General features: G+C 67.1%; 38 protein-coding genes. 36 read left to right on the top strand and 2 right to left on the bottom strand.

Annotated features, from left to right (window positions below; translation table 11 throughout):
• The first annotated feature begins 23 nt into the window (after positions 1-23).
• From IF655_RS31225 to truA, 33 genes are all read left to right on the top strand, one after another.
• On the top strand, positions 24-1,064 hold the full coding sequence (locus tag IF655_RS31225) for a hypothetical protein (RefSeq protein WP_242488824.1): 1,041 nt from the start codon (positions 24-26) through the stop codon (positions 1,062-1,064).
• Positions 1,061-1,594 carry a hypothetical protein gene (locus IF655_RS19885; protein WP_199586241.1) on the top strand — a complete coding sequence of 178 codons (534 nt, stop codon included), beginning with the start codon at positions 1,061-1,063 and terminating at the stop codon, positions 1,592-1,594. The genes IF655_RS31225 and IF655_RS19885 overlap by 4 nt, the downstream gene beginning before the upstream one ends.
• A gap of 453 nt (positions 1,595-2,047) precedes the next feature.
• Positions 2,048-2,356, top strand: a complete 309-nt coding sequence (rpsJ, locus tag IF655_RS19880; RefSeq protein WP_003948644.1) for a 30S ribosomal protein S10 — start codon at positions 2,048-2,050, stop codon at positions 2,354-2,356.
• Between the two features lie 17 nt (positions 2,357-2,373).
• Positions 2,374-3,018 carry a 50S ribosomal protein L3 gene (rplC, locus tag IF655_RS19875; protein WP_018543906.1) on the top strand — a complete coding sequence of 215 codons (645 nt, stop codon included), beginning with the start codon at positions 2,374-2,376 and terminating at the stop codon, positions 3,016-3,018.
• Positions 3,019-3,026: 8 nt separating this feature from the next.
• Positions 3,027-3,683 (top strand): 50S ribosomal protein L4, encoded by a 657-nt coding sequence (rplD, locus tag IF655_RS19870; RefSeq protein WP_199586239.1) that lies wholly within the window; start codon positions 3,027-3,029, stop codon positions 3,681-3,683.
• Complete coding sequence (gene rplW, locus IF655_RS19865) at positions 3,683-4,102, top strand: 50S ribosomal protein L23 (RefSeq protein ID WP_161182740.1); 420 nt, start codon at positions 3,683-3,685, stop codon at positions 4,100-4,102. The genes rplD and rplW overlap by 1 nt, the downstream gene beginning before the upstream one ends.
• 40 nt (positions 4,103-4,142) lie before the next feature.
• Positions 4,143-4,979, top strand: coding sequence for a 50S ribosomal protein L2 (gene rplB, locus IF655_RS19860; RefSeq protein WP_018543909.1), 837 nt, complete (start codon positions 4,143-4,145; stop codon positions 4,977-4,979).
• A 12-nt stretch (positions 4,980-4,991) separates the two neighbouring features.
• On the top strand, positions 4,992-5,273 hold the full coding sequence (gene rpsS, locus IF655_RS19855; protein WP_018543910.1) for a 30S ribosomal protein S19: 282 nt from the start codon (positions 4,992-4,994) through the stop codon (positions 5,271-5,273).
• A 44-nt stretch (positions 5,274-5,317) separates the two neighbouring features.
• Positions 5,318-5,665 carry a 50S ribosomal protein L22 gene (gene rplV, locus IF655_RS19850; protein WP_019329637.1) on the top strand — a complete coding sequence of 116 codons (348 nt, stop codon included), beginning with the start codon at positions 5,318-5,320 and terminating at the stop codon, positions 5,663-5,665.
• On the top strand, positions 5,665-6,495 hold the full coding sequence (rpsC, locus tag IF655_RS19845; RefSeq protein WP_030317320.1) for a 30S ribosomal protein S3: 831 nt from the start codon (positions 5,665-5,667) through the stop codon (positions 6,493-6,495). The genes rplV and rpsC overlap by 1 nt, the downstream gene beginning before the upstream one ends.
• Before the next feature lie 5 nt (positions 6,496-6,500).
• Entirely contained in the window at positions 6,501-6,920 is a 420-nt protein-coding gene (gene rplP, locus IF655_RS19840) for a 50S ribosomal protein L16 (RefSeq protein ID WP_004927269.1), read from the top strand.
• Positions 6,920-7,144 (top strand): 50S ribosomal protein L29, encoded by a 225-nt coding sequence (gene rpmC, locus IF655_RS19835; protein ID WP_007494763.1) that lies wholly within the window; start codon positions 6,920-6,922, stop codon positions 7,142-7,144. The genes rplP and rpmC overlap by 1 nt, the downstream gene beginning before the upstream one ends.
• Entirely contained in the window at positions 7,144-7,428 is a 285-nt protein-coding gene (gene rpsQ / locus IF655_RS19830) for a 30S ribosomal protein S17 (RefSeq protein WP_018543912.1), read from the top strand. Before rpmC ends, rpsQ begins: the two co-directional genes overlap by 1 nt.
• 185 nt (positions 7,429-7,613) lie before the next feature.
• Complete coding sequence (gene rplN / locus IF655_RS19825; RefSeq protein ID WP_003998823.1) at positions 7,614-7,982, top strand: 50S ribosomal protein L14; 369 nt, start codon at positions 7,614-7,616, stop codon at positions 7,980-7,982.
• A gap of 2 nt (positions 7,983-7,984) precedes the next feature.
• On the top strand, positions 7,985-8,308 hold the full coding sequence (gene rplX, locus IF655_RS19820; protein ID WP_018543913.1) for a 50S ribosomal protein L24: 324 nt from the start codon (positions 7,985-7,987) through the stop codon (positions 8,306-8,308).
• Positions 8,305-8,862, top strand: coding sequence for a 50S ribosomal protein L5 (rplE, locus tag IF655_RS19815; RefSeq protein ID WP_026248231.1), 558 nt, complete (start codon positions 8,305-8,307; stop codon positions 8,860-8,862). The genes rplX and rplE overlap by 4 nt, the downstream gene beginning before the upstream one ends.
• Before the next feature lie 5 nt (positions 8,863-8,867).
• Entirely contained in the window at positions 8,868-9,053 is a 186-nt protein-coding gene (locus IF655_RS19810; protein ID WP_003948630.1) for a type Z 30S ribosomal protein S14, read from the top strand.
• A gap of 210 nt (positions 9,054-9,263) precedes the next feature.
• On the top strand, positions 9,264-9,662 hold the full coding sequence (gene rpsH, locus IF655_RS19805; protein ID WP_026248232.1) for a 30S ribosomal protein S8: 399 nt from the start codon (positions 9,264-9,266) through the stop codon (positions 9,660-9,662).
• 24 nt (positions 9,663-9,686) lie between these two features.
• Positions 9,687-10,226 (top strand): 50S ribosomal protein L6, encoded by a 540-nt coding sequence (gene rplF / locus IF655_RS19800; protein ID WP_199586238.1) that lies wholly within the window; start codon positions 9,687-9,689, stop codon positions 10,224-10,226.
• A 3-nt stretch (positions 10,227-10,229) separates the two neighbouring features.
• Positions 10,230-10,613 (top strand): 50S ribosomal protein L18, encoded by a 384-nt coding sequence (rplR, locus tag IF655_RS19795; RefSeq protein WP_199586236.1) that lies wholly within the window; start codon positions 10,230-10,232, stop codon positions 10,611-10,613.
• A gap of 65 nt (positions 10,614-10,678) precedes the next feature.
• Positions 10,679-11,284 (top strand): 30S ribosomal protein S5, encoded by a 606-nt coding sequence (gene rpsE / locus IF655_RS19790; protein ID WP_007494753.1) that lies wholly within the window; start codon positions 10,679-10,681, stop codon positions 11,282-11,284.
• Positions 11,284-11,466 (top strand): 50S ribosomal protein L30, encoded by a 183-nt coding sequence (gene rpmD, locus IF655_RS19785; protein WP_003974250.1) that lies wholly within the window; start codon positions 11,284-11,286, stop codon positions 11,464-11,466. Before rpsE ends, rpmD begins: the two co-directional genes overlap by 1 nt.
• A gap of 2 nt (positions 11,467-11,468) precedes the next feature.
• Entirely contained in the window at positions 11,469-11,924 is a 456-nt protein-coding gene (gene rplO / locus IF655_RS19780) for a 50S ribosomal protein L15 (RefSeq protein ID WP_199586235.1), read from the top strand.
• A 187-nt stretch (positions 11,925-12,111) separates the two neighbouring features.
• On the top strand, positions 12,112-13,425 hold the full coding sequence (secY, locus tag IF655_RS19775) for a preprotein translocase subunit SecY (protein WP_199586233.1): 1,314 nt from the start codon (positions 12,112-12,114) through the stop codon (positions 13,423-13,425).
• Positions 13,425-14,090: an adenylate kinase gene (locus tag IF655_RS19770; RefSeq protein ID WP_199586231.1), complete on the top strand. Its 666-nt coding sequence runs from the start codon at positions 13,425-13,427 to the stop codon at positions 14,088-14,090. Before secY ends, IF655_RS19770 begins: the two co-directional genes overlap by 1 nt.
• A 96-nt stretch (positions 14,091-14,186) precedes the next feature.
• On the top strand, positions 14,187-15,023 hold the full coding sequence (map, locus tag IF655_RS19765) for a type I methionyl aminopeptidase (RefSeq protein WP_199586229.1): 837 nt from the start codon (positions 14,187-14,189) through the stop codon (positions 15,021-15,023).
• A 276-nt stretch (positions 15,024-15,299) separates the two neighbouring features.
• The gene (gene infA, locus IF655_RS31220; RefSeq protein ID WP_003948620.1) at positions 15,300-15,521 is read left to right on the top strand and encodes a translation initiation factor IF-1; all 222 of its coding nucleotides are present in this window, start codon (positions 15,300-15,302) and stop codon (positions 15,519-15,521) included.
• Between the two features lie 59 nt (positions 15,522-15,580).
• Positions 15,581-15,694: a 50S ribosomal protein L36 gene (gene rpmJ, locus IF655_RS19755; protein WP_003998809.1), complete on the top strand. Its 114-nt coding sequence runs from the start codon at positions 15,581-15,583 to the stop codon at positions 15,692-15,694.
• 186 nt (positions 15,695-15,880) lie between these two features.
• Positions 15,881-16,261, top strand: coding sequence for a 30S ribosomal protein S13 (rpsM, locus tag IF655_RS19750; protein WP_020132619.1), 381 nt, complete (start codon positions 15,881-15,883; stop codon positions 16,259-16,261).
• Positions 16,262-16,331: 70 nt separating this feature from the next.
• Positions 16,332-16,736 carry a 30S ribosomal protein S11 gene (gene rpsK, locus IF655_RS19745; protein ID WP_003956432.1) on the top strand — a complete coding sequence of 135 codons (405 nt, stop codon included), beginning with the start codon at positions 16,332-16,334 and terminating at the stop codon, positions 16,734-16,736.
• A gap of 129 nt (positions 16,737-16,865) precedes the next feature.
• Positions 16,866-17,888 carry a DNA-directed RNA polymerase subunit alpha gene (locus IF655_RS19740; protein WP_003966937.1) on the top strand — a complete coding sequence of 341 codons (1,023 nt, stop codon included), beginning with the start codon at positions 16,866-16,868 and terminating at the stop codon, positions 17,886-17,888.
• A 186-nt stretch (positions 17,889-18,074) separates the two neighbouring features.
• A complete protein-coding gene (gene rplQ / locus IF655_RS19735; RefSeq protein ID WP_199586227.1) occupies positions 18,075-18,560 on the top strand; it encodes a 50S ribosomal protein L17 in 486 nt (161 codons plus the stop codon).
• Positions 18,561-18,630: 70 nt separating this feature from the next.
• Positions 18,631-19,485, top strand: a complete 855-nt coding sequence (gene truA / locus IF655_RS19730) for a tRNA pseudouridine(38-40) synthase TruA (protein ID WP_199586226.1) — start codon at positions 18,631-18,633, stop codon at positions 19,483-19,485.
• Positions 19,486-19,523: 38 nt separating this feature from the next.
• Here the strand turns inward: truA and IF655_RS19725 are convergent, their stop codons facing one another.
• Positions 19,524-20,396 carry a hypothetical protein gene (locus tag IF655_RS19725; RefSeq protein WP_199586225.1) on the bottom strand — a complete coding sequence of 291 codons (873 nt, stop codon included), beginning with the start codon at positions 20,394-20,396 and terminating at the stop codon, positions 19,524-19,526.
• A gap of 331 nt (positions 20,397-20,727) precedes the next feature.
• Here IF655_RS19725 and rplM point away from each other — a divergent pair, with 331 nt between their 5' ends.
• The 3 genes from rplM to glmM all read left to right on the top strand — a co-directional run bounded on the left by rplM (position 20,728) and on the right by glmM (position 23,271).
• Positions 20,728-21,171 carry a 50S ribosomal protein L13 gene (rplM, locus tag IF655_RS19720; RefSeq protein ID WP_199586224.1) on the top strand — a complete coding sequence of 148 codons (444 nt, stop codon included), beginning with the start codon at positions 20,728-20,730 and terminating at the stop codon, positions 21,169-21,171.
• A gap of 41 nt (positions 21,172-21,212) precedes the next feature.
• Positions 21,213-21,734 carry a 30S ribosomal protein S9 gene (gene rpsI / locus IF655_RS19715; RefSeq protein ID WP_199586223.1) on the top strand — a complete coding sequence of 174 codons (522 nt, stop codon included), beginning with the start codon at positions 21,213-21,215 and terminating at the stop codon, positions 21,732-21,734.
• A 178-nt stretch (positions 21,735-21,912) separates the two neighbouring features.
• Positions 21,913-23,271 carry a phosphoglucosamine mutase gene (gene glmM / locus IF655_RS19710; protein ID WP_199586222.1) on the top strand — a complete coding sequence of 453 codons (1,359 nt, stop codon included), beginning with the start codon at positions 21,913-21,915 and terminating at the stop codon, positions 23,269-23,271.
• On the opposite strand, the gene IF655_RS19705 is transcribed toward glmM, so the two are convergent.
• Positions 23,268-24,212, bottom strand: coding sequence for a DUF389 domain-containing protein (locus IF655_RS19705; RefSeq protein ID WP_199586221.1), 945 nt, complete (start codon positions 24,210-24,212; stop codon positions 23,268-23,270). The genes glmM and IF655_RS19705 overlap by 4 nt on opposite strands.
• Between the last annotated feature and the right edge of the window lie 22 nt (positions 24,213-24,234).

Here is a 24,234-nt window from a genome sequence, read left to right as displayed (position 1 = left end):
CGGGGCACGGCTACTCCGGTCGCATGCTGGAGGACCTGACCGACGACCTGATCGCCGCTGAGCGGCACCATCCCGGGATCTGGCAGTCGAAGGGGCGGTACGCGGGTGCCCGGTCCGGCTGGTTCGCCAACGACCCCGTGGACGGCGCGCTCGGTCTCATGGCCCGCGATCCCGCCACGGCGGCGCACTACCTCTCCTCCGACGCCCATATGCGGTACCTGGTGAAGGAGCGGGACTGGGCGGTGAGTCTTCGGGAGGGGAGATCCGGTTCGTACACGCCTGTCCTGGACGGTGACGACCGCGCGGGGTTCGGGGCGGCGCTGGAGGCGGGCGCGACGGGGGTCTCCTCGACGGGCGGTCACTGCGTCCCGCACACCGCGCGGAACGAGACCGTCCTGCGCTCCGCCCTCCACCACCTCTCCGCCCAGGGCGACGACCTCCCGCCCTCCCTGCGGCGCCCCCTCGCGAACATCCTCGTCAACCACGGTCCCACCGTCCACGCCGCGATGAGCGAGGTCGACATCTCCCGCTCTCCCCTGCCCCAGGACGAACTCTTCGAAGTCACCAAACAGGTCTCCAGGACCAGGGACGCCTACGACACCCTGAACGGCGGCCTCAACCAGGCGATGGTCTCGGGCATCCACGCCACCCCCTCCCCGTCCCCCGAACCCCTCCTCCGCGCCGGCCGCACCATCGGCTTCCTGGAGGAGGCCCGTCTCCAATCCCAGGGTGACCCGAAAACAGCCACCTTCGAAACGAAGCCGCTGTTCGACAAGGCGATCGGTTATCTCCCTGTCGCGAGTGAGGACGTGCAGGAGGGGTTCGATTACGTCACGGGGAAGTGGTTGGAGGATGAGCAGAAGAGGCTGGACGACAAGCAGTCGGAAGAAAACATCAAGGCGTTCGATGTGAGGAATGGCCAGTTGATGAGCTTGGCTGCGGAATGGGCCAAGACGCAGAAGCCGGGTGGTGCAGCGGACTTCGACACCAAGGCGGAAGTCAGTCGATCTGCTCAAGACGGCATGCAACATGCCAACGGTGTGTCAGGAGCGCAGCCTCGATGAACCGGCGCCTGTGCGGGGCTCTCTCGCTGGCAGTGCTGGCTACCCTGGGCACGTCTTGTAGCCCCGCCAGGGAATACGTCCCCGAGAAGATCTGCGGAACGCACGTCGATCCGAGTCTTACGAGGTCCCTCCTCGCTCCCAGTAGCAAGTGGGATGAGTACGACCGCGTCAGCCGCTCGGAAGGAGTCACGGCGCCCTGTCTGGTTCTCTCTCAACGCCAGGTCGTCATGCGATTGCGTTTTTCGTGGGACAGCGGCGCGGCAGATCTCATGCATCTGGCGAGCGATACAGGGGACGTTTCCCGAGTGAGCTCCCCCCGCTACGTGACAGCAAATTCGTACACGATGCTGGGCGGAACCGACGGTGCCATTTCCCAAGCCCCCTGCAAAACCAAAACCGGGAACTACTTCACCCTCACCCTCCAGCTCCCCCAGATCAAGCTCGCCGATCAGACCCACCGCAACGACATCGAGAAGTTCATGCGGGTCTACTTCCCGGCGACGGTGGGGACGTTGGGGTGTCGTCGGTGAGCCGGAGGTTCAGGGGTGTCCGGACCGCACCGGACCCCCGCCCCGCGCGCTGGTGTTTGACCTGCGTCACTCCCGGGGTAATCTCTTCGGCTCGATTGGCCAGGGGGCTGCCCCATATGGCAGACTGTCCGAGTTGCTCGGTCGAGTGTTGATGCTGCGCGCCTCCCGCCGGGAGGACCGGAAGCGAGTCCCACAGTACTCGTCAACCCCCCGCGGGTTGGACGTACGGGAATCTTCCGGGAAGCGTGGGTGCGGCACCGGCCAGGCACTCGGTGGGCCTTCCGCCCCCGGTCCGCGGTTCCGGACGGGCCGTGTGCATTCCCCGTAGGGATGTTCCGACTAGGGACATCTTTGTTGGCGGGAGCGCGACACGCCCGACCGCGTGGGTCGGAGAGAAGGCAATCGGAAACCACCGGGTTCCAGAGCGTTGAGAGACAGGACTACTGAGTAGCCATGGCGGGACAGAAGATCCGCATTCGGCTCAAGGCCTACGACCACGAGGTCATCGACTCTTCGGCCAAGAAGATCGTCGAGACGGTGACGCGCACTGGTGCGTCGGTCGCGGGCCCGGTGCCGCTGCCCACTGAGAAGAACGTGTACTGCGTCATCAAGTCGCCGCACAAGTACAAGGACTCGCGCGAGCACTTCGAGATGCGCACGCACAAGCGCCTGATCGACATCCTCGACCCGACGCCCAAGACCGTTGACTCCCTGATGCGACTCGACCTCCCGGCCGGTGTCGACATCGAGATCAAGCTCTGAGGGTCGGTGATCTGAGAATGGCTAAGCAGATCAAGGGCATCCTGGGCGAGAAGCTCGGCATGACGCAGGTGTGGGACGAGAACAACCGTGTTGTTCCGGTCACCGTCGTCAAGGCCGGCCCGAACGTCGTGACCCAGGTCCGCACGAACGACGTCGACGGCTACGAGTCGGTCCAGATCGCCTTCGGCGAGATCGACCCGCGCAAGGTGAACAAGCCCCTCAAGGGCCACTTCGCCAAGGCCGACGTCACCCCGCGCCGCCACCTGGTGGAGCTCCGTACCTCCGACGCCAGCGAGTACACGCTGGGTCAGGAGATCACTGCCGAGGTCTTCGAGTCGGGCGTCAAGGTCGACGTCACCGCGAAGAGCAAGGGCAAGGGCTTCGCCGGTGTCATGAAGCGCCACAACTTCAAGGGTGGCAAGGCGTCCCACGGTGCCCACCGTGTGCACCGCATGCCCGGTTCCATCGGTGGCTGTGCCACCCCCGGCCGTGTCTTCAAGGGCATGCGCATGGCGGGTCGCATGGGCAACGAGCGGGTCACCACCCAGAACCTGACCGTCCACGCCGTTGACGCGGAGAAGGGTCTGCTGCTCATCAAGGGCGCGGTTCCTGGTCCGAACGGCGGCCTCGTCCTGGTCCGCACCGCGGCCAAGGGGGCCTGAGGTAACCGATGAGCACTGTTGACATCCTTTCGCCGGCTGGCGACAAGGCCGGTTCCGTCGAGCTCCCCGCGGAGATCTTCGACGTGGAGAAGATCAGCATTCCGCTGATCCACCAGGTCGTCGTCGCCCAGCTCGCCGCTGCCCGCCAGGGCACCCACAAGACGAAGACGCGTGGCGAGGTCCGCGGCGGTGGCCGCAAGCCGTACCGCCAGAAGGGCACCGGCCGCGCCCGCCAGGGTTCGACCCGCGCCCCGCAGTTCGCCGGCGGTGGCGTCGTCCACGGCCCGCAGCCGCGTGACTACTCGCAGCGGACCCCCAAGAAGATGAAGGCCGCGGCCCTGCGCCACGCCCTCACCGACCGGGCGCGTCACAACCGCATCCACGTCGTCTCCGGCGTGGTCGAGGGTGCGAACCCGTCCACGAAGGCCGCCAAGAGCCTGTTCGGCAAGATCTCGGAGCGCAAGAACCTGCTCCTGGTCGTCGAGCGCGCCGACGAGGCCGCGTGGCTCTCCGCCCGCAACCTGCCCCAGGTCCACATCCTGGAGCCGGGCCAGCTGAACACGTACGACGTTCTCGTCTCGGACGACGTGGTCTTCACCCAGGCCGCGTTCGAGTCCTTCGTGTCTGGCCCCAAGGCCGCTGACACCGAAGGGAGCGAAGCCTGATGGCTACGCGTCACCCGAGCATCGCCTCGAAGGCCGCCAAGGCCGCCAAGGCCGCGCGCGTCGCCAAGGCGAAGCGCCACGCCACCGAGGGCAAGAACACCGTCGAGACCCCGCTGAGCAAGTCGTACACGGACCCCCGTGACGTCCTGCTGAAGCCGGTCGTCTCGGAGAAGAGCTACTCGCTCATCGACGAGAACAAGTACACGTTCATCGTCGACCCGAACGCCAACAAGACCCAGATCAAGCAGGCCGTCCAGGCGGTCTTCGACGTCAAGGTCACCGGGGTCAACACGATCAACCGCCAGGGCAAGCGCAAGCGCACGAAGACCGGCTTCGGTCAGCGTGCCGCCACCAAGCGCGCGATCGTGACCCTCGCCGAGGGCGACCGTATCGACATCTTCGGCGGTCCGACCGCCTAAGGGCGGTCTGGATCGTCCGATATCGGACGAGGACTGAGAAATGGGAATCCGCAAGTACAAGCCGACTACGCCGGGCCGTCGTGGTGCCAGCGTCGCCGACTTCGTCGAGGTCACGCGGTCCACGCCGGAGAAGTCGCTGGTCCGCCCGCTGCACAGCAAGGGCGGCCGTAACAACGCCGGTCGTGTGACCGTTCGCCACCAGGGTGGCGGACACAAGCGCGCCTACCGAGTGATCGACTTCCGTCGTCACGACAAGGACGGCGTGCCGGCGAAGGTCGCGCACATCGAGTACGACCCCAACCGCACCGCGCGCATCGCGCTGCTGCACTACGCCGACGGCGAGAAGCGCTACATCCTCGCCCCGCGCAACCTGCAGCAGGGTGACCGCGTCGAGAACGGTCCGGGCGCCGACATCAAGCCGGGCAACAACCTGGCCCTCCGCAACATCCCGGTCGGTACCACGATCCACGCGATCGAGCTCCGTCCCGGTGGCGGTGCCAAGTTCGCCCGTTCCGCCGGTGCCTCCGTGCAGCTCCTTGCGAAGGAGGGCGCCTACGCCCACCTGCGCATGCCGTCCGGTGAGATCCGTCTGGTCGACGTGCGCTGCCGCGCCACCGTCGGCGAGGTCGGCAACGCCGAGCAGAGCAACATCAACTGGGGTAAGGCCGGCCGTAAGCGGTGGCTGGGCGTTCGCCCGACCGTCCGTGGTGTCGTCATGAACCCGGTCGACCACCCGCACGGTGGTGGTGAGGGCCGGACCTCCGGTGGTCGCCACCCTGTGTCCCCGTGGGGCAAGAAGGAAGGCCGTACTCGTTCGCCCAAGAAGGCGTCGAACAAGTACATCGTCCGCCGCCGCAAGACGAACAAGAAGCGCTAAGGACGGGTTGAGATGCCTCGTAGCCTGAAGAAGGGGCCCTTCGTCGACGACCACCTGATCAAGAAGGTGGACGCCCAGAACGAAGCCGGCACCAAGAACGTCATCAAGACCTGGTCCCGCCGCTCGATGATCATCCCGGCGATGCTCGGACACACCCTCGCGGTGCACAACGGCAAGACCCACATCCCGGTGTTCGTCACCGAGTCGATGGTCGGCCACAAGCTCGGCGAGTTCTCGCCGACTCGCACCTTCCGGGGCCACGTCAAGGACGACCGGAAGTCGAAGCGCCGCTAGTAGCGGATCGCATTCAGACACGTAAGTAACTGAGAGGGACAACCATGGAAGCCAGGGCCCAGGCGCGGTACATCCGCGTTACGCCCATGAAGGCCCGCCGCGTGGTGGACCTTATCCGTGGCATGGATGCCACGGAGGCTCAGGCTGTTCTGCGATTCGCTCCGCAGGCAGCCTCCGTGCCGGTCGGCAAGGTGCTCGACAGCGCCATCGCCAACGCCGCGCACAACTACGACCACACCGACGCCGACAGCCTCTACATCTCCGAGGCGTACGTCGACGAGGGCCCGACCCTGAAGCGGTTCCGGCCGCGCGCCCAGGGCCGTGCCTACCGGATCCGCAAGCGGACCAGCCACATCACTGTGGTCGTCAGCAGCAAGGAAGGAACCCGGTAATGGGCCAGAAGGTTAACCCGCATGGGTTCCGGCTCGGTGTCACGACCGACTTCAAGTCGCGTTGGTACGCCGACAAGCTGTACAAGGACTACGTCAAGGAAGACGTCGCCATCCGTCGGATGATGACGTCCGGCATGGAGCGCGCCGGCATCTCGAAGGTTGAGATCGAGCGCACCCGTGACCGCGTGCGGGTGGACATCCACACCGCTCGTCCGGGCATCGTCATCGGCCGCCGTGGCGCCGAGGCCGACCGCATCCGCGGCGACCTCGAGAAGCTCACGGGCAAGCAGGTCCAGCTCAACATCCTCGAGGTCAAGAACCCCGAGACGGATGCGCAGCTCGTGGCCCAGGCCGTTGCCGAGCAGCTCTCCTCCCGCGTCTCCTTCCGTCGGGCCATGCGCAAGAGCATGCAGTCCGCCATGAAGGCCGGCGCCAAGGGCATCAAGATCCAGTGCGGCGGCCGCCTCGGTGGCGCCGAGATGTCCCGCTCGGAGTTCTACCGCGAGGGCCGCGTGCCCCTGCACACGCTCCGTGCGAACGTGGACTACGGCTTCTTCGAGGCCAAGACGACCTTCGGCCGCATCGGCGTGAAGGTCTGGATCTACAAGGGCGACGTCAAGAACATCGCCGAGGTCCGCGCCGAGAACGCCGCGGCCCGTGCGGGTAACCGCCCGGCCCGTGGTGGCGCCGACCGCCCGGCCCGTGGTGGCCGTGGTGGCGAGCGCGGCGGTCGCGGTCGTAAGCCGCAGCAGGCTGCCGGCGCCGAGGCCCCCAAGGCCGAGGCTCCCGCCGCCGCCGCTCCGGCTGAGAGCACCGGAACGGAGGCCTGACCGACATGCTGATCCCCCGTAGGGTCAAGCACCGCAAGCAGCACCACCCGAAGCGCCGTGGTCAGGCCAAGGGCGGTACGACGGTCGCGTTCGGCGAGTACGGCATTCAGGCCCTCACGCCGGCGTACGTGACCAACCGCCAGATCGAGGCGGCCCGTATCGCGATGACCCGTCACATCAAGCGTGGCGGCAAGGTCTGGATCAACATCTACCCGGACCGCCCGCTGACGAAGAAGCCTGCCGAGACCCGCATGGGTTCCGGTAAGGGTTCTCCGGAGTGGTGGATCGCGAACGTGCACCCGGGCCGGGTCATGTTCGAGCTGTCCTACCCCAACGAGAAGATTGCGCGTGAGGCCCTCACTCGTGCGGCTCACAAGCTGCCGATGAAGTGCCGGATCGTCAAGCGCGAGGCAGGTGAAGCGTGATGTCGGCCGGTACCAAGGCGTCCGAGCTGCGCGAGCTGGGCAACGAGGAGCTTCTCGCGAAGCTCCGCGAGGCCAAGGAAGAGCTGTTCAACCTCCGTTTCCAGGCGGCGACTGGTCAGCTCGAGAACCACGGCCGTCTGAAGGCGGTCCGCAAGGACATCGCGCGGATCTACACCCTGATGCGCGAGCGTGAGCTGGGCATCGAAACGGTGGAGAACGCCTGATGAGCGAGAAGAACGTGACTGAGAACGCAGAGGCCCGCGGCTTCCGCAAGACCCGTGAGGGTCTCGTCGTCAGCGACAAGATGGACAAGACCGTCGTCGTCGCCGTCGAGGACCGCGTGAAGCACGCGCTGTACGGCAAGGTCATCCGCCGTACGAACAAGCTCAAGGCGCACGACGAGCAGAACGCCGCGGGTGTCGGCGACCGTGTCCTCCTCATGGAGACCCGGCCGCTGTCCGCGACGAAGCGCTGGCGCGTCGTCGAGATCCTCGAGAAGGCCAAGTAATCCCTGCGGGGCTTTGACCCGCAGACAGATTCGCCGTCCCGGCGGGGGCTCCGTGAGGTGACTCACGGACCCCCCGCCGGGAAACCGGCAAGGTAATTCCTGCGGGAGTTCACTCGCAGGAGAGTTCCGCCAGGCTCTTCGGGCTCAACCCCCGGAGGGAACCGGCAGACAAACAGGAGATAGACGTGATCCAGCAGGAGTCGCGACTGCGTGTCGCCGACAACACTGGTGCGAAGGAAATCCTTTGCATCCGTGTGCTCGGTGGCTCCGGTCGCCGCTACGCGGGCATCGGTGACGTCATCGTCGCCACCGTCAAGGACGCGATCCCCGGCGGCAACGTGAAGAAGGGTGACGTCGTCAAGGCGGTCATCGTTCGCACCGTCAAGGAGCGCCGTCGTCCGGACGGCTCGTACATCCGCTTCGACGAGAACGCCGCCGTCATTCTGAAGAACGACGGCGACCCTCGCGGCACCCGTATCTTCGGCCCCGTCGGCCGTGAGCTGCGCGAGAAGAAGTTCATGAAGATCATCTCGCTCGCGCCGGAGGTGCTGTAAGCATGAAGATCAAGAAGGGCGACCTGGTCCAGGTCATCACCGGTAAGGACAAGGGCAAGCAGGGCAAGGTCATTGCCGCTTACCCGCGCGACGAGCGTGTCCTGGTCGAGGGTGTCAACCGGGTCAAGAAGCACACCAAGGCCGGCCCGACCGCCAGCGGCTCCCAGGCCGGCGGCATCGTGACCACCGAGGCCCCCATCCACGTCTCCAACGTTCAGTTGGTCGTGGAGAAGGACGGCAACAAGGTCGTCACGCGCGTCGGTTACCGCTTCGACGACGAGGGCAACAAGATCCGCGTTGCCAAGCGGACGGGTGAGGACATCTGATGACTACCACCACTCCGCGTCTGAAGCAGAAGTACCGCGAGGAGATCGCGGGCAAGCTGCGTGACGAGTTCAAGTACGAGAACGTCATGCAGATCCCCGGCCTCGTCAAGATCGTGGTCAACATGGGTGTCGGCGACGCCGCCCGTGACTCCAAGCTCATGGACGGTGCCGTCCGTGACCTGACCACCATCACCGGTCAGAAGCCGGCCATCACCAAGGCCCGCAAGTCCATCGCGCAGTTCAAGCTGCGCGAGGGTCAGCCGATCGGTGCCCACGTCACGCTCCGTGGCGACCGCATGTGGGAGTTCCTGGACCGCACCCTGTCGCTCGCGCTCCCGCGCATCCGCGACTTCCGTGGTCTGTCCCCCAAGCAGTTCGACGGCCGTGGCAACTACACCTTCGGTCTCACGGAGCAGGTCATGTTCCACGAGATCGACCAGGACAAGATCGACCGCGTCCGGGGTATGGACATCACCGTGGTCACCACGGCGACCAACGACGCTGAGGGCCGCGCGCTCCTTCGTCACCTCGGCTTCCCGTTCAAGGAGGCGTGAGCGAGATGGCGAAGAAGGCTCTTATCGCTAAGGCTGCTCGCAAGCCCAAGTTCGGTGTGCGTGGCTACACGCGCTGCCAGCGCTGCGGCCGTCCGCACTCCGTGTACCGCAAGTTCGGCCTCTGCCGCGTGTGCCTTCGTGAGATGGCTCACCGTGGCGAGCTGCCGGGCGTGACCAAGAGCTCCTGGTAATCCCCCTAAACAGGGATTCCTGAAGCTCTCGGTAAGCATCTGGGTCGACAGAGGCCCTTCCCCACATGCCGTAGGCTTGCGGGGTTGGGCGTCTGTCGCCCGTACGACTTACTACGCCGTAGGTCCACCGCGCCGCACCCGCCCCGTCCCGGATCGGGGAGAGGGATGGCGCACCAGGAAACCCCGGCGAGAGAGGCCGAAGGCCAATTCATGACCATGACTGATCCGATCGCAGACATGCTTACGCGTCTGCGTAACGCGAACTCGGCATACCACGACTCCGTGACGATGCCGGCGTCGAAGATCAAGTCTCACATCGCGGAGATCCTCCAGCAGGAGGGCTTCATCACCGGCTGGAAGACCGAGGACGCCGAGGTTGGCAAGAACCTCGTCCTCGAGCTGAAGTTCGGTCCGAACCGTGAGCGCTCCATCGCGGGCATCAAGCGGATCTCGAAGCCCGGTCTCCGGGTCTACGCGAAGTCCACCAACCTGCCCAAGGTGCTGGGTGGCCTCGGCGTGGCGATCATCTCCACGTCCCACGGGCTCCTCACCGACAAGCAGGCCGGCAAGAAGGGCGTAGGCGGAGAAGTTCTCGCCTACGTCTGGTAACGGAAGGGAACGGAGGAAACAGCTATGTCGCGTATTGGCAAGCTCCCCATCACGGTTCCCGCCGGCGTGGACGTCACCATCGACGGCCGTACGGTCTCGGTCAAGGGCCCCAAGGGCACCCTGTCCCACACCGTCGTGGCGCCGATCGACATCGCCAAGGGTGAGGACGGCGTTCTGAACGTCACCCGCCCCAACGACGAGCGTCAGAACAAGGCCCTGCACGGCCTGTCCCGCACGCTGGTGGCGAACATGATCACCGGCGTGACCCAGGGTTACGTGAAGAAGCTCGAGATCAGCGGTGTCGGTTACCGAGTGACCGCCAAGGGTTCGAACCTCGAGTTCGCGCTCGGCTACAGCCACCCGATCGTCGTCGAGGCCCCCGAGGGCATCACCTTCAAGGTGGAGACCCCGACCCGCTTCCAGGTCGAGGGCATCGACAAGCAGAAGGTCGGCGAGGTTGCGGCGAACATCCGCAAGCTGCGCAAGCCCGACCCGTACAAGGCCAAGGGCGTCAAGTACGAGGGCGAAGTCATCCGCCGCAAGGTCGGAAAGGCGGGTAAGTAAGCCATGGCATACGGACAGAAGATCCTCAAGGGCGACGCCTACAAGCGCGCCGCGATCAAGCGCCGTCACATCCGGATCCGTAAGCACATCTCGGGTACGGCTGAGCGCCCGCGTCTCGTCGTGACGCGCTCGAACCGCCACATCGTGGCCCAGGTCATCGACGACATCAAGGGTCACACCCTGGCGTCGGCGTCGACCCTGGACGCCTCGATCCGCGGCGGCGAGAGCGACAAGTCGACGCAGGCCAAGTCCGTCGGCGCCCTGGTCGCCGAGCGCGCCAAGGCCGCCGGTGTCGAGGCTGTCGTATTCGACCGTGGTGGCAACCAGTACGCCGGGCGCATCGCCGCCCTGGCGGACGCCGCCCGCGAAGCCGGACTCAAGTTCTGAGTCGCCCGTCGCGCAGCGACTTTCAGACGCTGCGTAGCTAGCGGATAAAGAGAGAGGTAATTCCAATGGCTGGACCCCAGCGCCGCGGTGGCGGTGCCGGTGGCGGCGAGCGGCGGGACCGGAAGGGCCGTGACGGCGGCGCGGCTGCCGCCGAGAAGACCGCGTACGTTGAGCGCGTTGTCGCGATCAACCGCGTCGCCAAGGTTGTGAAGGGTGGTCGTCGCTTCAGCTTCACCGCGCTGGTCGTGGTGGGCGATGGTGACGGCACCGTCGGTGTCGGTTACGGCAAGGCCAAGGAGGTGCCGGCCGCCATCGCCAAGGGTGTTGAGGAGGCCAAGAAGCACTTCTTCAAGGTCCCCCGTATCCAGGGCACCATCCCCCACCCCATCCAGGGTGAGAAGGCTGCCGGCGTCGTCCTGCTCAAGCCCGCGTCCCCCGGTACCGGCGTTATCGCCGGTGGCCCGGTGCGTGCGGTGCTCGAGTGCGCCGGTATCCACGACATCCTGTCGAAGTCCCTGGGCTCCGACAACGCGATCAACATCGTGCACGCCACCGTGGCGGCCCTCAAGGGCCTGCAGCGTCCCGAGGAGGTCGCGGCCCGCCGCGGTCTGCCGCTCGAGGACGTCGCCCCCGCGGCTCTGCTGCGTGCGCGTGCCGGGGCTGGTGCGTAATGGCGCAGCTCAAGATCACGCAGGTCAAGTCCTACATCGGCAGCAAGCAGAACCACCGTGACACCCTGCGTTCCCTTGGTCTCAAGGGCATCAACACGCAGGTCGTCAAGGAGGACCGCCCCGAGTTCCGCGGCATGGTGCACACCGTCCGCCACCTCGTGACGGTCGAGGAGGTCGACTGATCATGGCGGAGCAGAACCCGCTCAAGATCCACAACCTCCGTCCCGCCCCGGGCGCCAAGACCGCCAAGACCCGTGTGGGTCGTGGTGAGGCGTCGAAGGGTAAGACGGCCGGTCGTGGTACCAAGGGCACGAAGGCCCGTTACCAGGTTCCGGAGCGCTTCGAGGGTGGCCAGATGCCCCTCCACATGCGTCTCCCGAAGCTCAAGGGCTTCAAGAACCCGTTCAAGACCGAGTACCAGGTCGTGAACCTGGACAAGCTGGCCTCCCTCTACCCGCAGGGTGGAGAGGTCACCGTCCAGGACCTCGTGGCCAAGGGTGCCGTTCGCAAGAACAGCCTCGTCAAGGTCCTCGGCCAGGGCGAGCTCTCCGTGGCGCTGCAGGTGACGGTGGACGCCGTCTCCGACTCCGCCAAGGAGAAGATCACCGCCGCCGGCGGTACGGTCACCGAGCTGGTCTGAGTCCCTCAGGTCTCTCGATGACATAGACGATCCCGACCGGGGATACCTCACAATGGGGTATCCCCGGTTGGTCGTTCCTAGGGGGGCAGTGTCGCCGGTAAGGTGGCCTGCACTGTTCTTATTCGTATTCGTCGAACCTCTAGACCGTCACCCTTGACGCAGTTGCGCGGGGGTCGCAGGAGGCACCGTGCTCACCGCGTTCGCCCGGGCGTTCAGGACGCCCGACCTGCGCAAGAAGCTGCTCTTCACGCTGGGCATCATCGTGGTCTACCGGGTCGGTACCCACATCCCGATCCCCGGCGTCAATTACAAGGCCGTCCAGCAGTGTGTGACCGAGGCGTCCGGCAATCAGGGCCTCTTCGGACTGGTCAACATGTTCAGCGGTGGCGCGCTGCTGCAGATCACGATCTTCGCCCTCGGCATCATGCCGTACATCACGGCCAGCATCATCCTTCAACTGCTGACCGTGGTGATCCCGCGTCTGGAAGCCCTCAAGAAGGAGGGCCAGGCGGGCACGGCGAAGATCACGCAGTACACGCGGTATCTGACCGTGGCGCTGGCCATCCTCCAGGGCACCGGACTGGTCGCCACCGCCCGCACCGGCGCGCTGTTCAGCGGCTGCACCGCCGCCCCGAGCATCGTCCCGGACCAGTCGATCTTCATCACGATCACCATGGTGATCTGCATGACCGCCGGTACCTGCGTCGTCATGTGGCTCGGTGAGCTGATCACCGACCGCGGCATCGGCAACGGCATGTCGATCCTGATGTTCATCTCGATCGCCGCGACCTTCCCGTCCGCGCTGTGGGCCATCAAGAAGTCCGGCACCCTGGCCGACGGCTGGATCGAGTTCGGCACCGTCATCCTGGTCGGCCTGGTCATGGTCGCGCTCGTCGTCTTCGTGGAGCAGGCCCAGCGCCGTATCCCCGTGCAGTACGCGAAGCGCATGATCGGTCGCCGGTCCTACGGCGGCACCTCGACGTACATCCCGCTCAAGGTGAACCAGGCCGGTGTCATCCCGGTCATCTTCGCCTCGTCGCTCCTCTACATCCCGGCTCTGGTCGCGCAGTTCGCGGGCGGGGACTCGGGGTGGAAGCGCTGGATCACGGCGAACCTGACCAAGGGCGACCACCCGGTCTACATCACGATGTACTTCCTCCTGATCGTGTTCTTCGCGTTCTTCTACGTGGCGATCTCGTTCAACCCCGAGGAAGTCGCCGACAACATGAAGAAGTATGGTGGCTTCATCCCGGGCATCCGGGCTGGCCGACCGACCGCTGAGTACCTCAGTTACGTGCTCAACCGGATCACCTGGCCGGGTTCGCTGTATCTGGGTCTGATCGCTCTTGTGCCGACGATGGCGTTGGCGGGCTTCGGGGCAAGCCAGAACTTCCCGTTCGGCGGGACCAGCATCCTCATCATCGTGGGTGTCGGCCTGGAGACCGTGAAGCAGATCGAGAGCCAGCTCCAGCAGCGCAATTACGAAGGGTTCCTCCGCTGATGCGTATCGTCCTCGTCGGGCCGCCGGGTGCCGGTAAGGGAACGCAAGCCGTCCGCCTCGCCGAGACCCTGTCGGTCCCGCACATCTCCACGGGCGACCTGTTCCGGGCCAACATCAGCCGGCAGACGGAGCTGGGCAAACTCGCGAAGTCCTTCATGGACGCCGGAAACCTCGTCCCCGACGAGGTCACCATCGCGATGGCCAAGGACCGCATGGAGCAGCCCGACGCCGAGAACGGCTTCCTGCTCGACGGGTTCCCGCGCAACGTGTCGCAGGCCGAGGCGCTGGACGAGCTGCTGCGCGGCGAGGGCATCAAGCTGGACGCGGTGCTGGACCTGGAGGTCCCGGAGGACGAGGTCGTCAAGCGGATCGCCGGTCGGCGCATCTGCCGCAACGACTCCTCGCACGTCTTCCACGTGACGTACAGCAAGCCGAAGCAGGAAGGCGTCTGCGACGTCTGCGGCGGCGAGCTGTACCAGCGTGACGACGACTCCGAGGACACGGTCCGCAAGCGCCTGGAGGTCTACCACACGCAGACCGAGCCGATCATCGACTACTACCGGTCCCAGGGCCTGGTCGTGACGATCTCCTCGCTCGGTCCGGTGGACGAGATCACCCAGCGCGCGCTGGCCGCTCTCAAGAGCGAGCAGACCGAGAGCGAGTAACGAGCGGTCCCTCCGGCCGCGGTGTCCCTCATGGGCGCCGCGGCCGTAGTGTTGTGTCCCTAACAGTCGATGAGTGACGGAGAGCGCAGGCCCCCCATGGTGCAGATCAAGACCCCTGAGCAGATCGCCAAGATGCGTGAGGCGGGGCTGGTCGTCGCCGCGATCCACGCGGCCACCCGTGAGGCGGCGGTGCCCGGCGCGACCACCCGCGACCTGGACCAGGTCGCGCGCAAGGTGCTCGACGAGCACGGCGCCAAGTCGAACTTCCTGGGGTACGGCGGTTTCCCCGCGACGATCTGCACCTCGGCCAACGAGGTCGTCGTCCACGGCATCCCCTCCGACGAGGTCGTCCTCAAGGACGGCGACATCATCTCCATCGACTGCGGTGCGATCGTCGACGGCTGGCACGGCGACGCCGCGTACACCGCTTTCGTCGGCTCCGGGCACGCGCCCGAGCTGATCGAGCTGTCGCGGGTCACCGAGGAGTCGATGTGGGCGGGCATCGCGGCGATGAAGCAGGGCAACCGGCTGGTGGACATCTCGCGGGCGATCGAGACGTACATCCGTCGTCAGCCGAAGCCGGGGGGCGGGCGGTACGGGATCATCGAGGACTACGGCGGTCACGGCATCGGTACCGAGATGCACATGGACCCGCATCTGCTGAACTACGTCGAGCGGCGGCGGGGGAAGGGACCGAAGCTGGTGCCGGGGTTCTGCCTCGCCATCGAGCCGATGGTGTCTTTGGGTACGCCTCGCACGGAGGTGCTGTCCGACGACTGGACTGTCATCACCACGGACGGGACCTGGTCTTCGCACTGGGAGCACTCTGTCGCTCTTACGGCTGAGGGTCCGCTGGTGCTGACCGCGCCCGACGGGGGTAGGGCGAAGCTGGCTGAGTACGGGGTTACCGCTGCGCCGGATCCGCTGGCGTAGGGGCGGGGCGCCGTCGCCGGCTGCGGGTCACGGCTGTGCCCACCCGTTCCGCCCCAGCGGAACGACTGCCCACAGCCTGGGCGGTCGTGATGAGTGGCACCCCGGGTGCATGATGATCTACTCGGCAGGGCAGACTTCTGCGATTCGTGTTTCCGGGTGCGCTGACGTAGACTGACTCGTCGGCTCTCGTGCACCCGCATGTCCGCATGCGCTCGCAGCTCGCCCCTCGGGGTGGGTGAGAGAGTCGATCAAGGTAGTCGATTCGAAGGGCGAAGCGTGGCCAAGAAGCAAGGTGCCATCGAGATCGAGGGCACTGTCGTCGAGTCTCTGCCGAACGCCATGTTCAAGGTCGAGCTCCAGAACGGCCACCAGGTCCTGGCACACATCAGCGGCAAGATGCGTATGCACTACATCCGCATCCTCCCTGACGACCGGGTCGTGGTGGAGCTGTCTCCGTACGACCTGACGCGTGGCCGGATCGTCTACCGGTACAAGTAGATCTTGCCCGCATTCCGGCATCCGCCGGGATGATGGCACTGACCCGGAGAACCTCACCCATGAAGGTCAAGCCGAGCGTCAAGAAGATCTGCGACAAGTGCAGGGTGATCCGCCGTCACGGCCGGGTCATGGTCATCTGCGAGAACCCGCGCCACAAGCAGCGCCAGGGCTGACGCACGACCGATCCCTCTGCACCCGCAGAGATTCGCGCGACGCAAGCTGAATATGTTCATACGCAGAGCCCGAGCCATCCAGCTCGACACCCTCGGTTCGGAGGCCGAGGACCCGGTTCGTACCTAGTACGGCGGCCGGGAACCGGTTCTGTGGAAGACCTCCGAAGATTCACCAGGAGCCATTGAATGGCACGCGTTTCCGGTGTTGACATCCCGCGCGAAAAGCGCGTGGAGGTCGCCCTCACCTACGTGTTCGGCATCGGCCGGACCCTCTCCCAGGAGACGCTGGCTGCGACCGGCGTCGACCCGAACACCCGTGTCCGCGACCTGAGCGAAGAGCAGCTCGTCGCGATCCGCGAGTACGTGGACGCCAACATCAAGACCGAGGGTGACCTCCGTCGCGAGATCCAGGCCGACATCCGCCGCAAGGTCGAGATCGGTTGCTACCAGGGTCTCCGTCACCGTCGTGGTCTGCCCGTCCGCGGTCAGCGCACCAGCACCAACGCCCGCACCCGCAAGGGCCCGCGTCGCGCCATCGCCGGCAAGAAGAAGCCGGGCAAGAAGTAGTCCTCAGCGGACAACGCTTCATCAGCGGTCTTCGCTGTAGGACCGACCACCTCCCCGTAGGAGTTTGTAGATGCCCCCCAAGGGTCGTCAGGGCGCTGCCAAGAAGGTGCGCCGCAAGGAAAAGAAGAACGTCGCTCACGGCCACGCGCACATCAAGAGCACGTTCAACAACACGATCGTCTCCATCACGGACCCGTCGGGCAACGTGATCTCCTGGGCCTCCGCCGGTCACGTCGGCTTCAAGGGCTCCCGGAAGTCCACGCCGTTCGCCGCGCAGATGGCCGCCGAGTCGGCTGCCCGCCGCGCTCAGGAGCACGGCATGCGCAAGGTCGACGTGTTCGTGAAGGGCCCGGGTTCCGGTCGTGAGACCGCGATCCGCTCCCTGCAGGCCACGGGCCTCGAGGTCGGCTCCATCCAGGACGTCACCCCGACCCCGCACAACGGCTGCCGCCCGCCGAAGCGCCGCCGCGTCTGACGCACAGCGCTCCGCTGCTGGTTTAGCGGTTCCGGGCGGTACGGCTCCTCACGGGGCCGTGCCGCCCGTACCCTTGCAGTACAAGTCGGGCGTCAAATAGCGGGCGCCCCTGACTGAAGGACTCACTCCATGCTGATCGCTCAGCGTCCCTCGTTGACCGAAGAGGTCGTCGACGAGTTCCGCTCCCGGTTCGTCATCGAGCCGCTGGAGCCGGGCTTCGGCTACACCCTCGGCAACTCCCTCCGCCGTACCCTCCTGTCGTCGATCCCCGGCGCTGCTGTCACCAGCATCCGCATCGACGGTGTCCTGCACGAGTTCACCACCGTGCCGGGCGTCAAGGAGGACGTCACCGACCTGATCCTCAACATCAAGCAGCTCGTGGTCTCCTCGGAGCACGACGAGCCGGTCGTGATGTACCTGCGCAAGCAGGGCCCGGGTCTGGTCACCGCCGCCGACATCGCGCCCCCGGCCGGTGTCGAGGTGCACAACCCCGACCTCGTCCTCGCCACGCTCAACGGCAAGGGCAAGCTGGAGATGGAGCTGACCGTCGAGCGCGGTCGCGGCTACGTCTCCGCCGTGCAGAACAAGCAGGTGGGCCAGGAGATCGGCCGTATCCCGGTCGACTCCATCTACTCGCCGGTTCTCAAGGTCACGTACAAGGTCGAGGCCACGCGTGTCGAGCAGCGCACCGACTTCGACAAGCTGATCGTCGACGTCGAGACCAAGCAGGCGATGCGTCCGCGTGACGCCATGGCCTCCGCCGGTAAGACGCTGGTCGAGCTGTTCGGTCTCGCCCGCGAGCTGAACATCGACGCCGAGGGCATCGACATGGGTCCGTCCCCGACGGACGCCGCCCTGGCCGCGGACCTGGCTCTGCCGATCGAGGAGCTTGAGCTCACGGTCCGTTCCTACAACTGCCTCAAGCGTGAGGGCATCCACTCCGTGGGTGAGCTGGTCGCGCGTTCCGAGGCGGACCTCCTGGACATCCGTAACTTCGGTGCGAAGTCCATCGACGAGGTCAAGGCGAAGCTGGCGGGTATGGGTCTCGCGCTCAAGGACTCGCCGCCCGGATTCGACCCGACCGCTGCGGCTGACGCGTTCGGCGCGGACGACGACGCGGACGCGGGCTTCGTCGAGACCGAGCAGTACTAAGAGCTCGGGCCTTCTGGTCCGTACTTGGGTGCGGGTGCGCTGTGCTTGATCGCGCAGTTCCCCGCGCCCCTTCCGGACGACTCGCCCCTTCGGGGCTTGTCGTCCGGATCTCTGACAGACAACCGTCTGCTCAGATACTGACTTCGGTACCTGATACGGCCGGGGCAGACACCTAGGAGAAACACCATGCCGAAGCCCACCAAGGGTGCCCGTCTGGGCGGCGGTGCCGCGCACGAGAAGCTGCTGCTCGCGAACCTCGCGAAGAGCCTCTTCGAGCACGGCCGCATCACCACCACCGAGGCGAAGGCGCGCCGCCTGCGCCCGTACGCCGAGCGTCTGATCACCAAGGCGAAGAAGGGTGACCTTCACAACCGCCGTCAGGTGCTCCAGGTCATCACGGACAAGGGCATCGTCCACACGCTCTTCACCGAGATCGGCCCGCGGTACGAGAACCGCCCCGGTGGTTACACCCGCATCACCAAGGTCGGTAACCGCCGTGGCGACAACGCGCCCATGGCCGTCATCGAGCTGGTCGAGGCCCTGACCGTCGCCCAGCAGGCGACCGGTGAGGCCGAGGCCGCCACCAAGCGTGCGGTCAAGGAGTCCGAGGAGGCCAAGGTCGAGCAGACCGAGGCTGCCGAGGCTCCCGCCGAGGAGTCCAAGGACGCCTGAGGCTGACGCCTGAGAGCGGGTCTGCCCTTGCCGGGCAGGCCCGCTTTCGCGTACCTGAGAGGATTTCCCCGTGAGTGACGAAGCACAGCCCGGCCATGTCCGTATCCGCCTCGATCTGTCGTACGACGGCACCGACTTCCACGGCTGGGCCAAGCAGGCCGGCGGGAGGCGGACCGTGCAGGGGGAGATCGAGGACGCCCTCAGGACGGTCACGCGGTCCAAGGAGACGTACGAGCTGACCGTGGCGGGGCGCACGGACGCCGGGGTGCACGCGCGCGGGCAGGTCGCGCACGTCGACCTGCCCGAGGACGTGTGGGCCGAGCACCGGGAGAAGCTGCTGAAGCGGCTCGCCGGGCGGCTGTCGAAGGACGTACGGGTGTGGAGCCTGACCGAGGCGCCCCCCGGGTTCAACGCGCGTTTCTCGGCGGTCTGGCGGCGCTACGCCTACCGCGTCACCGACAACCCCGGCGGGGTCGATCCGCTGCTGCGCAACCATGTGCTGTGGCACGACTGGCCGCTGGACGTGGACGCGATGAACGAGGCGGCGCGGGCGCTCCTCGGCGAGCACGACTTCGCGGCGTACTGCAAGAAGCGCGAGGGCGCGACCACCATCCGCACCCTCCAGGAGCTGAGCCTGGTGCGCGGGGCGGACGGTGTGATCACCGCCACGGTCCGCGCGGACGCCTTCTGCCACAACATGGTGCGCTCGCTGATCGGCGCGCTGCTGTTCACCGGCGACGGGCACCGGGGTCCCGAGTGGCCGGGGAAGGTACTGGCCGCCGGGGTGCGGGACTCCGCCGTGCATGTCGTACGGCCGCACGGGCTGACGCTGGAGGAGGTCGGCTACCCGGCCGACGAGCTGCTGGCCGCCCGGAACAAGGAGGCGCGCAACCGGCGCTCGCTGCCGTCGGCGGGCTGCTGCTGAGCGAGGGGGACGCGGGGGCCCGGAAAGCCCCCGCGCGGCTACTTCGCGGCTGCCGACGCCTGAGCCTCGCCGCGGCGCAGGAGCTGGCGGAAGGTGAACTGCGCGAGGTCGTTGCCCGCCGAGAACACCTTGTTGTCCTTGAGGGTGACGTCCTTGCCGTTCGTGAAGCCCGCAGTGGTGAAGTAGGCGTACCTGCCGAGGGTGTTGGTGGTCGTGCGGCAGATCGCCGAGTCGCAGAAGGACTTCACGCCCTTGCCGGGCAGCGAGGAGATGATGCTCTTCGTGTCCGTCTGCCCCTTGAACTTGGCGGCCTCGGCGGCGGTGTCGAAGACGGCCACGCCCGCGGTGACGGCCACGCCGTCCTTGACGTAGCTGACCCGCATCAGCCGGGTGCACTTGTTCGCGGTGAGGAGCTTGGGGAGGGTGCCGCGCGCGCCGGTGGCGCAGTTCTTGGTGTCGGCGGTGGCGCCCTTCTTGTACACCGTGTCGCCCATGGTGAGCTGGGTGCCCGGGAACAGGGTCTCGGGGCTGAGCGGGGCGGTGTCCTTCTTGGCGCTGGAGATGAATTCCTTCGGGTCCAGCGGGGGCGGCGCGCTGGTCGGCTCGAAGGACGGTGCCGTGGCGCCGCCCGGCAGCGAGGCGCTCGGGGGCAGGGCCGAGGGGCCGCCGGAGGCGTCGTCGTCGCTGCCCGAGTTGACGACGGCCATCGCGACGGCGGTGCCTATCGCGGCCGTGGCCAGGGCACCGCCGACGATCAGCAGCACCTTGCGGCGCTTGCTGCGGTTCTCGGACTGGTCCGCGAGCGCGGCCCAGTCGGGAGTCCCGTCGTCGCCCTTGGCGCTCCACGGCTGCTCGGATTGAGGTGTCCAGGGATCCCACTGGTTCTGGGAGCCCCCCTGCCCGTAACTCATGGGGCGCATCTTAGAGGGGCTCCGAGAGTGCCGGTACGCCCGAGGGCACGGGCCCGGGAGGCGATAGGGGGACCTTCCGCGCAGGGGGGAACATCTCGGCGCGCCGGGTTTCGGTTCCGACGCGTTTTGACCCGTCCGGGGGTGCCCCGGTAACCTGGCTCCTCGTTGTGTATTGGCTTGCTCATTCTCACGGGACGGGCCCTTACACCGGTCCACCGGGCCGATGACCAGCGATCCGCACGCGGTTGCGTCACCGCAGTGCGATCGAGGCTGTCGTGATCGTTTCGGTGACCTGTTCAGGACCATTCACTCGAAGCGAAGGCTACGAACCGTGCGTACGTACAGCCCCAAGCCCGGCGATGTGACGCGCCAGTGGCACGTCATCGACGCTCAGGACGTTGTCCTGGGCCGTCTGGCCACCACTGCCGCCACCCTGCTGCGCGGCAAGCACAAGCCGATCTACGCGCCGCACGTCGACGCTGGCGACTTCGTCGTCATCATCAACGCCGACAAGGTGCACCTGTCCGGCAACAAGCGGACCCAGAAGATGGCGTACCGCCACTCCGGTTACCCGGGTGGTCTGCGCTCGGTCCGCTACGACGAGCTGCTCGACAAGAACCCCGAGAAGGCCGTCGAGAAGGCCATCAAGGGCATGCTCCCCAAGAACACCCTCGGCCGTCAGATGCTCTCGAAGCTGAAGGTCTACAAGGGCGACCAGCACCCGCACGCTGCCCAGCAGCCGGTGCCGTTCGAGATCACCCAGGTCGCGCAGTAATTCCGGCCGCCCTTTAACTGACAGAGAATCTGAGGAGAATCGTGGCCGAGACCACTGCCGAGCAGCCGCTCGAAGAGACCGAGCTCGTCGACATCGAGAGCTACACCACCGAGAGTGACGTCCCCGTCGAGGGCGAGTACACCTCGGAGTCCGTGGCGTCCCGCTTCGGTGAGCCCCAGCCGGCCGCCGGCCTGGGCCGTCGCAAGAACGCCATCGCCCGTGTCCGGATCGTTCCGGGCACCGGCAAGTGGAAGATCAACGGTCGCACCCTCGAGGACTACTTCCCGAACAAGGTGCACCAGCAGGAAGTCAACGAGCCCTTCAAGGTGCTCGAGCTCGAGGGCCGCTACGACGTCATCGCCCGTATCTCGGGTGGCGGTGTCTCCGGTCAGGCCGGTGCGCTCCGTCTCGGTGTCGCCCGTGCGCTGAACGAGGCCGACGTGGACAACAACCGCGGCGCCCTCAAGAAGGCCGGCTTCCTCAAGCGCGACGACCGTGCGGTCGAGCGCAAGAAGGCCGGTCTGAAGAAGGCCCGTAAGGCCCCGCAGTACAGCAAGCGCTAAACAGCGGCGCTTCGCGCGTACTCCGAACGCCCCGACGGCACGCCTGTGTGCCGCCGGGGCGTTCGTTTATCTCTGTCAAGGGCGTATAACGACACAAGACGCTCAAAGGCTTGTGCGATTGGATGCTCTGGCACATGCCATGATTCCTCGCAGCAGTTGCGCTTCTTCAGGAGGACAAGTGGGACGACTCTTCGGCACCGACGGCGTGCGTGGCGTCGCCAACGCGGACCTGACGGCCGAGATGGCGCTCGGTCTGTCCGTCGCGGCGGCGCATGTGCTGGCCGAGGCGGGTACTTTCGCGGGTCACCGGCCGAAGGCGGTGGTCGGTCGCGACCCGCGGGCGTCCGGGGAGTTCCTGGAGGCGGCCGTGGTCGCCGGGCTGGCGAGCGCGGGCGTGGACGTGCTGTGCGTGGGCGTGCTGCCGACGCCCGCCGTGGCGCATCTGACCGGCTCGCTCGGCGCGGACCTCGGCGTGATGCTCTCCGCGAGCCACAACGCCATGCCGGACAACGGCATCAAGTTCTTCGCGCGCGGCGGTCACAAGCTCGCCGACGAGCTGGAGGACCGGATCGAGGCGGTCTACGAGTCCCACCGCCACGGCGAGCCCTGGGAGCGCCCCACCGGCTCCGGGGTCGGCCGGGTGCGGACGTACGACGAGGGCTTCGAGACCTACGTCGCGCATCTGCTGTCGGTGCTGCCGAACCGCCTCGACGGGCTGACGATCGTCCTGGACGAGGCGCACGGCGCGGCCGCCGGTGTCTCCCCGGCCGTGTTCGCGCGCGCCGGTGCGACGGTCGTCACGATCGGCGCCGAGCCGGACGGGCTGAACATCAACGACGGCTGCGGCTCGACCCACCTGGGTCCGCTCAAGGCGGCCGTGATCGAGCACGGCGCCGACTTCGGCATCGCGCACGACGGCGACGCCGACCGCTGCCTCGCCGTGGACCACACCGGCGAGGAGGTGGACGGCGACCAGATCCTGTCCGTGCTCGCGCTGGCGCTGCGCGAGCGCTCGGAGCTGCGCTCGGACACCGTGGTCGCGACCGTGATGTCCAACCTGGGCTTCAAGCTGGCCATGGAGCGGGCGGGCATCCGCCTGGTCCAGACGGCGGTCGGTGACCGGTACGTGCTGGAGGAGATGAAGGAGCACGGCTACGCGCTCGGCGGCGAGCAGTCCGGGCACGTCATCGTCCTGGACCACGCGACCACCGGCGACGGCACGCTGACCGGGCTGCTCCTTGCCGCGCGGGTCGCGGAGACCGGGCGGACCCTGCGCGAGCTGGCCTCCGTCATGGAGCGGCTGCCGCAGATCCTGATCAACGTCCCGGACGTCGACAAGTCCCGCGTCCAGACCTCCGCCGACCTCGCCGCCGCCGTGGGTGAGGCCGAGCGCGAGCTGGGCCAGACCGGTCGCGTCCTGCTGCGCCCCTCCGGCACCGAGCCGCTGGTCCGCGTGATGGTCGAGGCGGCCGACATCGACCAGGCACGCTCGGTCGCGGGGCGCCTTGCCGACGCGGTGAAGTCGGCGCTGGGCTAACCGGCGCCGGGCTGAATCGCCTTCGCCTTCCTGGCCCAGAACCACTTCTGGGCCAGGAGGGTCAGGACGCCCGCCAGCACGATGCCGAACAGGTTCAGCAGAAGCTGCTCGCTGGAACCGACGGTCTGACCGGTGTCGCCGTAGGCGAGGGCGACGGCGGCGTTGGCGGCGGCCGGGACGGTCGTCACCGAGATGGCGACGCCGACCAGGGCGCCGGACTTGGCCGAGGTCAGCGAGAGGGTTCCGGCGGCGCCCGCGAGCAGCGCGACCACGAACGAGAACGCGTCCGGCGCGTAGACGAACGCGGTGTTGGGGCGCTCGCCCTCCAGTCGCGCCTCGCTGAACAGCCCGGCCGCGTCCATCAGGACGGCGAAACCGGCCGTCAGCGCCATCGCGGCGGCGAAGCCGACCAGCAGGGCGATCAGCGAGCGCGCCGCGAGCCGGGGTCTGCGCCGGACCACGGCGGTGCTGATGCCCGCCAGCGGTCCGAACTCCGGACCCACCGCCATCGCGCCCACGATCAGCACCGCGTTGTCCAGGACGACACCGCAGGCGGCGATCATCGTGGCGATGGCGAGGAACGCGACGTAGGTCACCGAGAGGGTGGACTCCTCGTGGGTCTCCTCGACCAGGTGCTCCCACAGCACGGCGTCCGCCGCCTCGCCGGGCGCCTCCTCCTCCGCCCGGGCGGCGCGGTGGGACAGCGACAGGTCGATGTCCTCCACGGCGATGGAGCCGTCGCGGTCGACGCCGAGCCGCTGGAGCCCGGAGAGCAGGGCGTCGCCCGCCTCCCGCGCGACGTCGCACATCACCACGTCCCCGACCGGGTTCCGGGCGGCGCCCGGCAGCACCACCAGGTGGGTGGTGCCGACGGTGTCCTCGATCAGGCGTACGGCGTCGTCCGAGCGGTCGGGCGGGACGATCAGGCGCAGATGCAGCATGGCGCCCATCCAACCGGAGGCG

This window comes from Streptomyces sp. DSM 110735, from assembly GCF_016482685.1.
Classification (GTDB): domain Bacteria; phylum Actinomycetota; class Actinomycetes; order Streptomycetales; family Streptomycetaceae; genus Streptomyces.
The sequence above is the reverse complement of the archived record's forward strand: the minus strand, read 5'-3'. Positions and strand labels throughout refer to the sequence as shown.

Bases quoted from the DNA above. Each gene is read 5' to 3' on its own strand.
- rpsE (WP_007494753.1), top strand. From the start codon at position 10,679: ATGGCTGGACCCCAGCGCCGCGGTGGCGGTGCCGGTGGCGGCGAGCGG.
- rplP (WP_004927269.1), top strand. From the start codon at position 6,501: ATGCTGATCCCCCGTAGGGTCAAGCACCGCAAGCAGCACCACCCGAAG.
- rplC (WP_018543906.1), top strand. From the start codon at position 2,374: ATGGCTAAGCAGATCAAGGGCATCCTGGGCGAGAAGCTCGGCATGACG.
- rpsC (WP_030317320.1), top strand. From the start codon at position 5,665: ATGGGCCAGAAGGTTAACCCGCATGGGTTCCGGCTCGGTGTCACGACC.
- rpsM (WP_020132619.1), top strand. From the start codon at position 15,881: ATGGCACGCGTTTCCGGTGTTGACATCCCGCGCGAAAAGCGCGTGGAG.
- map (WP_199586229.1), top strand. From the start codon at position 14,187: ATGGTGCAGATCAAGACCCCTGAGCAGATCGCCAAGATGCGTGAGGCG.
- rpsH (WP_026248232.1), top strand. From the start codon at position 9,264: ATGACCATGACTGATCCGATCGCAGACATGCTTACGCGTCTGCGTAAC.
- rplR (WP_199586236.1), top strand. From the start codon at position 10,230: ATGGCATACGGACAGAAGATCCTCAAGGGCGACGCCTACAAGCGCGCC.
- IF655_RS19885 (WP_199586241.1), top strand. From the start codon at position 1,061: ATGAACCGGCGCCTGTGCGGGGCTCTCTCGCTGGCAGTGCTGGCTACC.
- rplD (WP_199586239.1), top strand. From the start codon at position 3,027: ATGAGCACTGTTGACATCCTTTCGCCGGCTGGCGACAAGGCCGGTTCC.
- rpmD (WP_003974250.1), top strand. From the start codon at position 11,284: ATGGCGCAGCTCAAGATCACGCAGGTCAAGTCCTACATCGGCAGCAAG.
- IF655_RS31225 (WP_242488824.1), top strand. From the start codon at position 24: ATGCTGGAGGACCTGACCGACGACCTGATCGCCGCTGAGCGGCACCAT.
- rplX (WP_018543913.1), top strand. From the start codon at position 7,985: ATGAAGATCAAGAAGGGCGACCTGGTCCAGGTCATCACCGGTAAGGAC.
- rpsJ (WP_003948644.1), top strand. From the start codon at position 2,048: ATGGCGGGACAGAAGATCCGCATTCGGCTCAAGGCCTACGACCACGAG.
- rplB (WP_018543909.1), top strand. From the start codon at position 4,143: ATGGGAATCCGCAAGTACAAGCCGACTACGCCGGGCCGTCGTGGTGCC.
- rpsS (WP_018543910.1), top strand. From the start codon at position 4,992: ATGCCTCGTAGCCTGAAGAAGGGGCCCTTCGTCGACGACCACCTGATC.
- IF655_RS19740 (WP_003966937.1), top strand. From the start codon at position 16,866: ATGCTGATCGCTCAGCGTCCCTCGTTGACCGAAGAGGTCGTCGACGAG.
- rpmJ (WP_003998809.1), top strand. From the start codon at position 15,581: ATGAAGGTCAAGCCGAGCGTCAAGAAGATCTGCGACAAGTGCAGGGTG.
- IF655_RS19810 (WP_003948630.1), top strand. From the start codon at position 8,868: ATGGCGAAGAAGGCTCTTATCGCTAAGGCTGCTCGCAAGCCCAAGTTC.
- rplW (WP_161182740.1), top strand. From the start codon at position 3,683: ATGGCTACGCGTCACCCGAGCATCGCCTCGAAGGCCGCCAAGGCCGCC.
- rplV (WP_019329637.1), top strand. From the start codon at position 5,318: ATGGAAGCCAGGGCCCAGGCGCGGTACATCCGCGTTACGCCCATGAAG.
- rpmC (WP_007494763.1), top strand. From the start codon at position 6,920: ATGTCGGCCGGTACCAAGGCGTCCGAGCTGCGCGAGCTGGGCAACGAG.
- rplO (WP_199586235.1), top strand. From the start codon at position 11,469: ATGGCGGAGCAGAACCCGCTCAAGATCCACAACCTCCGTCCCGCCCCG.
- rplQ (WP_199586227.1), top strand. From the start codon at position 18,075: ATGCCGAAGCCCACCAAGGGTGCCCGTCTGGGCGGCGGTGCCGCGCAC.
- IF655_RS19725 (WP_199586225.1), bottom strand. From the start codon at position 20,396: ATGAGTTACGGGCAGGGGGGCTCCCAGAACCAGTGGGATCCCTGGACA.
- rpsQ (WP_018543912.1), top strand. From the start codon at position 7,144: ATGAGCGAGAAGAACGTGACTGAGAACGCAGAGGCCCGCGGCTTCCGC.
- IF655_RS19705 (WP_199586221.1), bottom strand. From the start codon at position 24,212: ATGCTGCATCTGCGCCTGATCGTCCCGCCCGACCGCTCGGACGACGCC.
- IF655_RS19770 (WP_199586231.1), top strand. From the start codon at position 13,425: ATGCGTATCGTCCTCGTCGGGCCGCCGGGTGCCGGTAAGGGAACGCAA.
- rplF (WP_199586238.1), top strand. From the start codon at position 9,687: ATGTCGCGTATTGGCAAGCTCCCCATCACGGTTCCCGCCGGCGTGGAC.
- rpsK (WP_003956432.1), top strand. From the start codon at position 16,332: ATGCCCCCCAAGGGTCGTCAGGGCGCTGCCAAGAAGGTGCGCCGCAAG.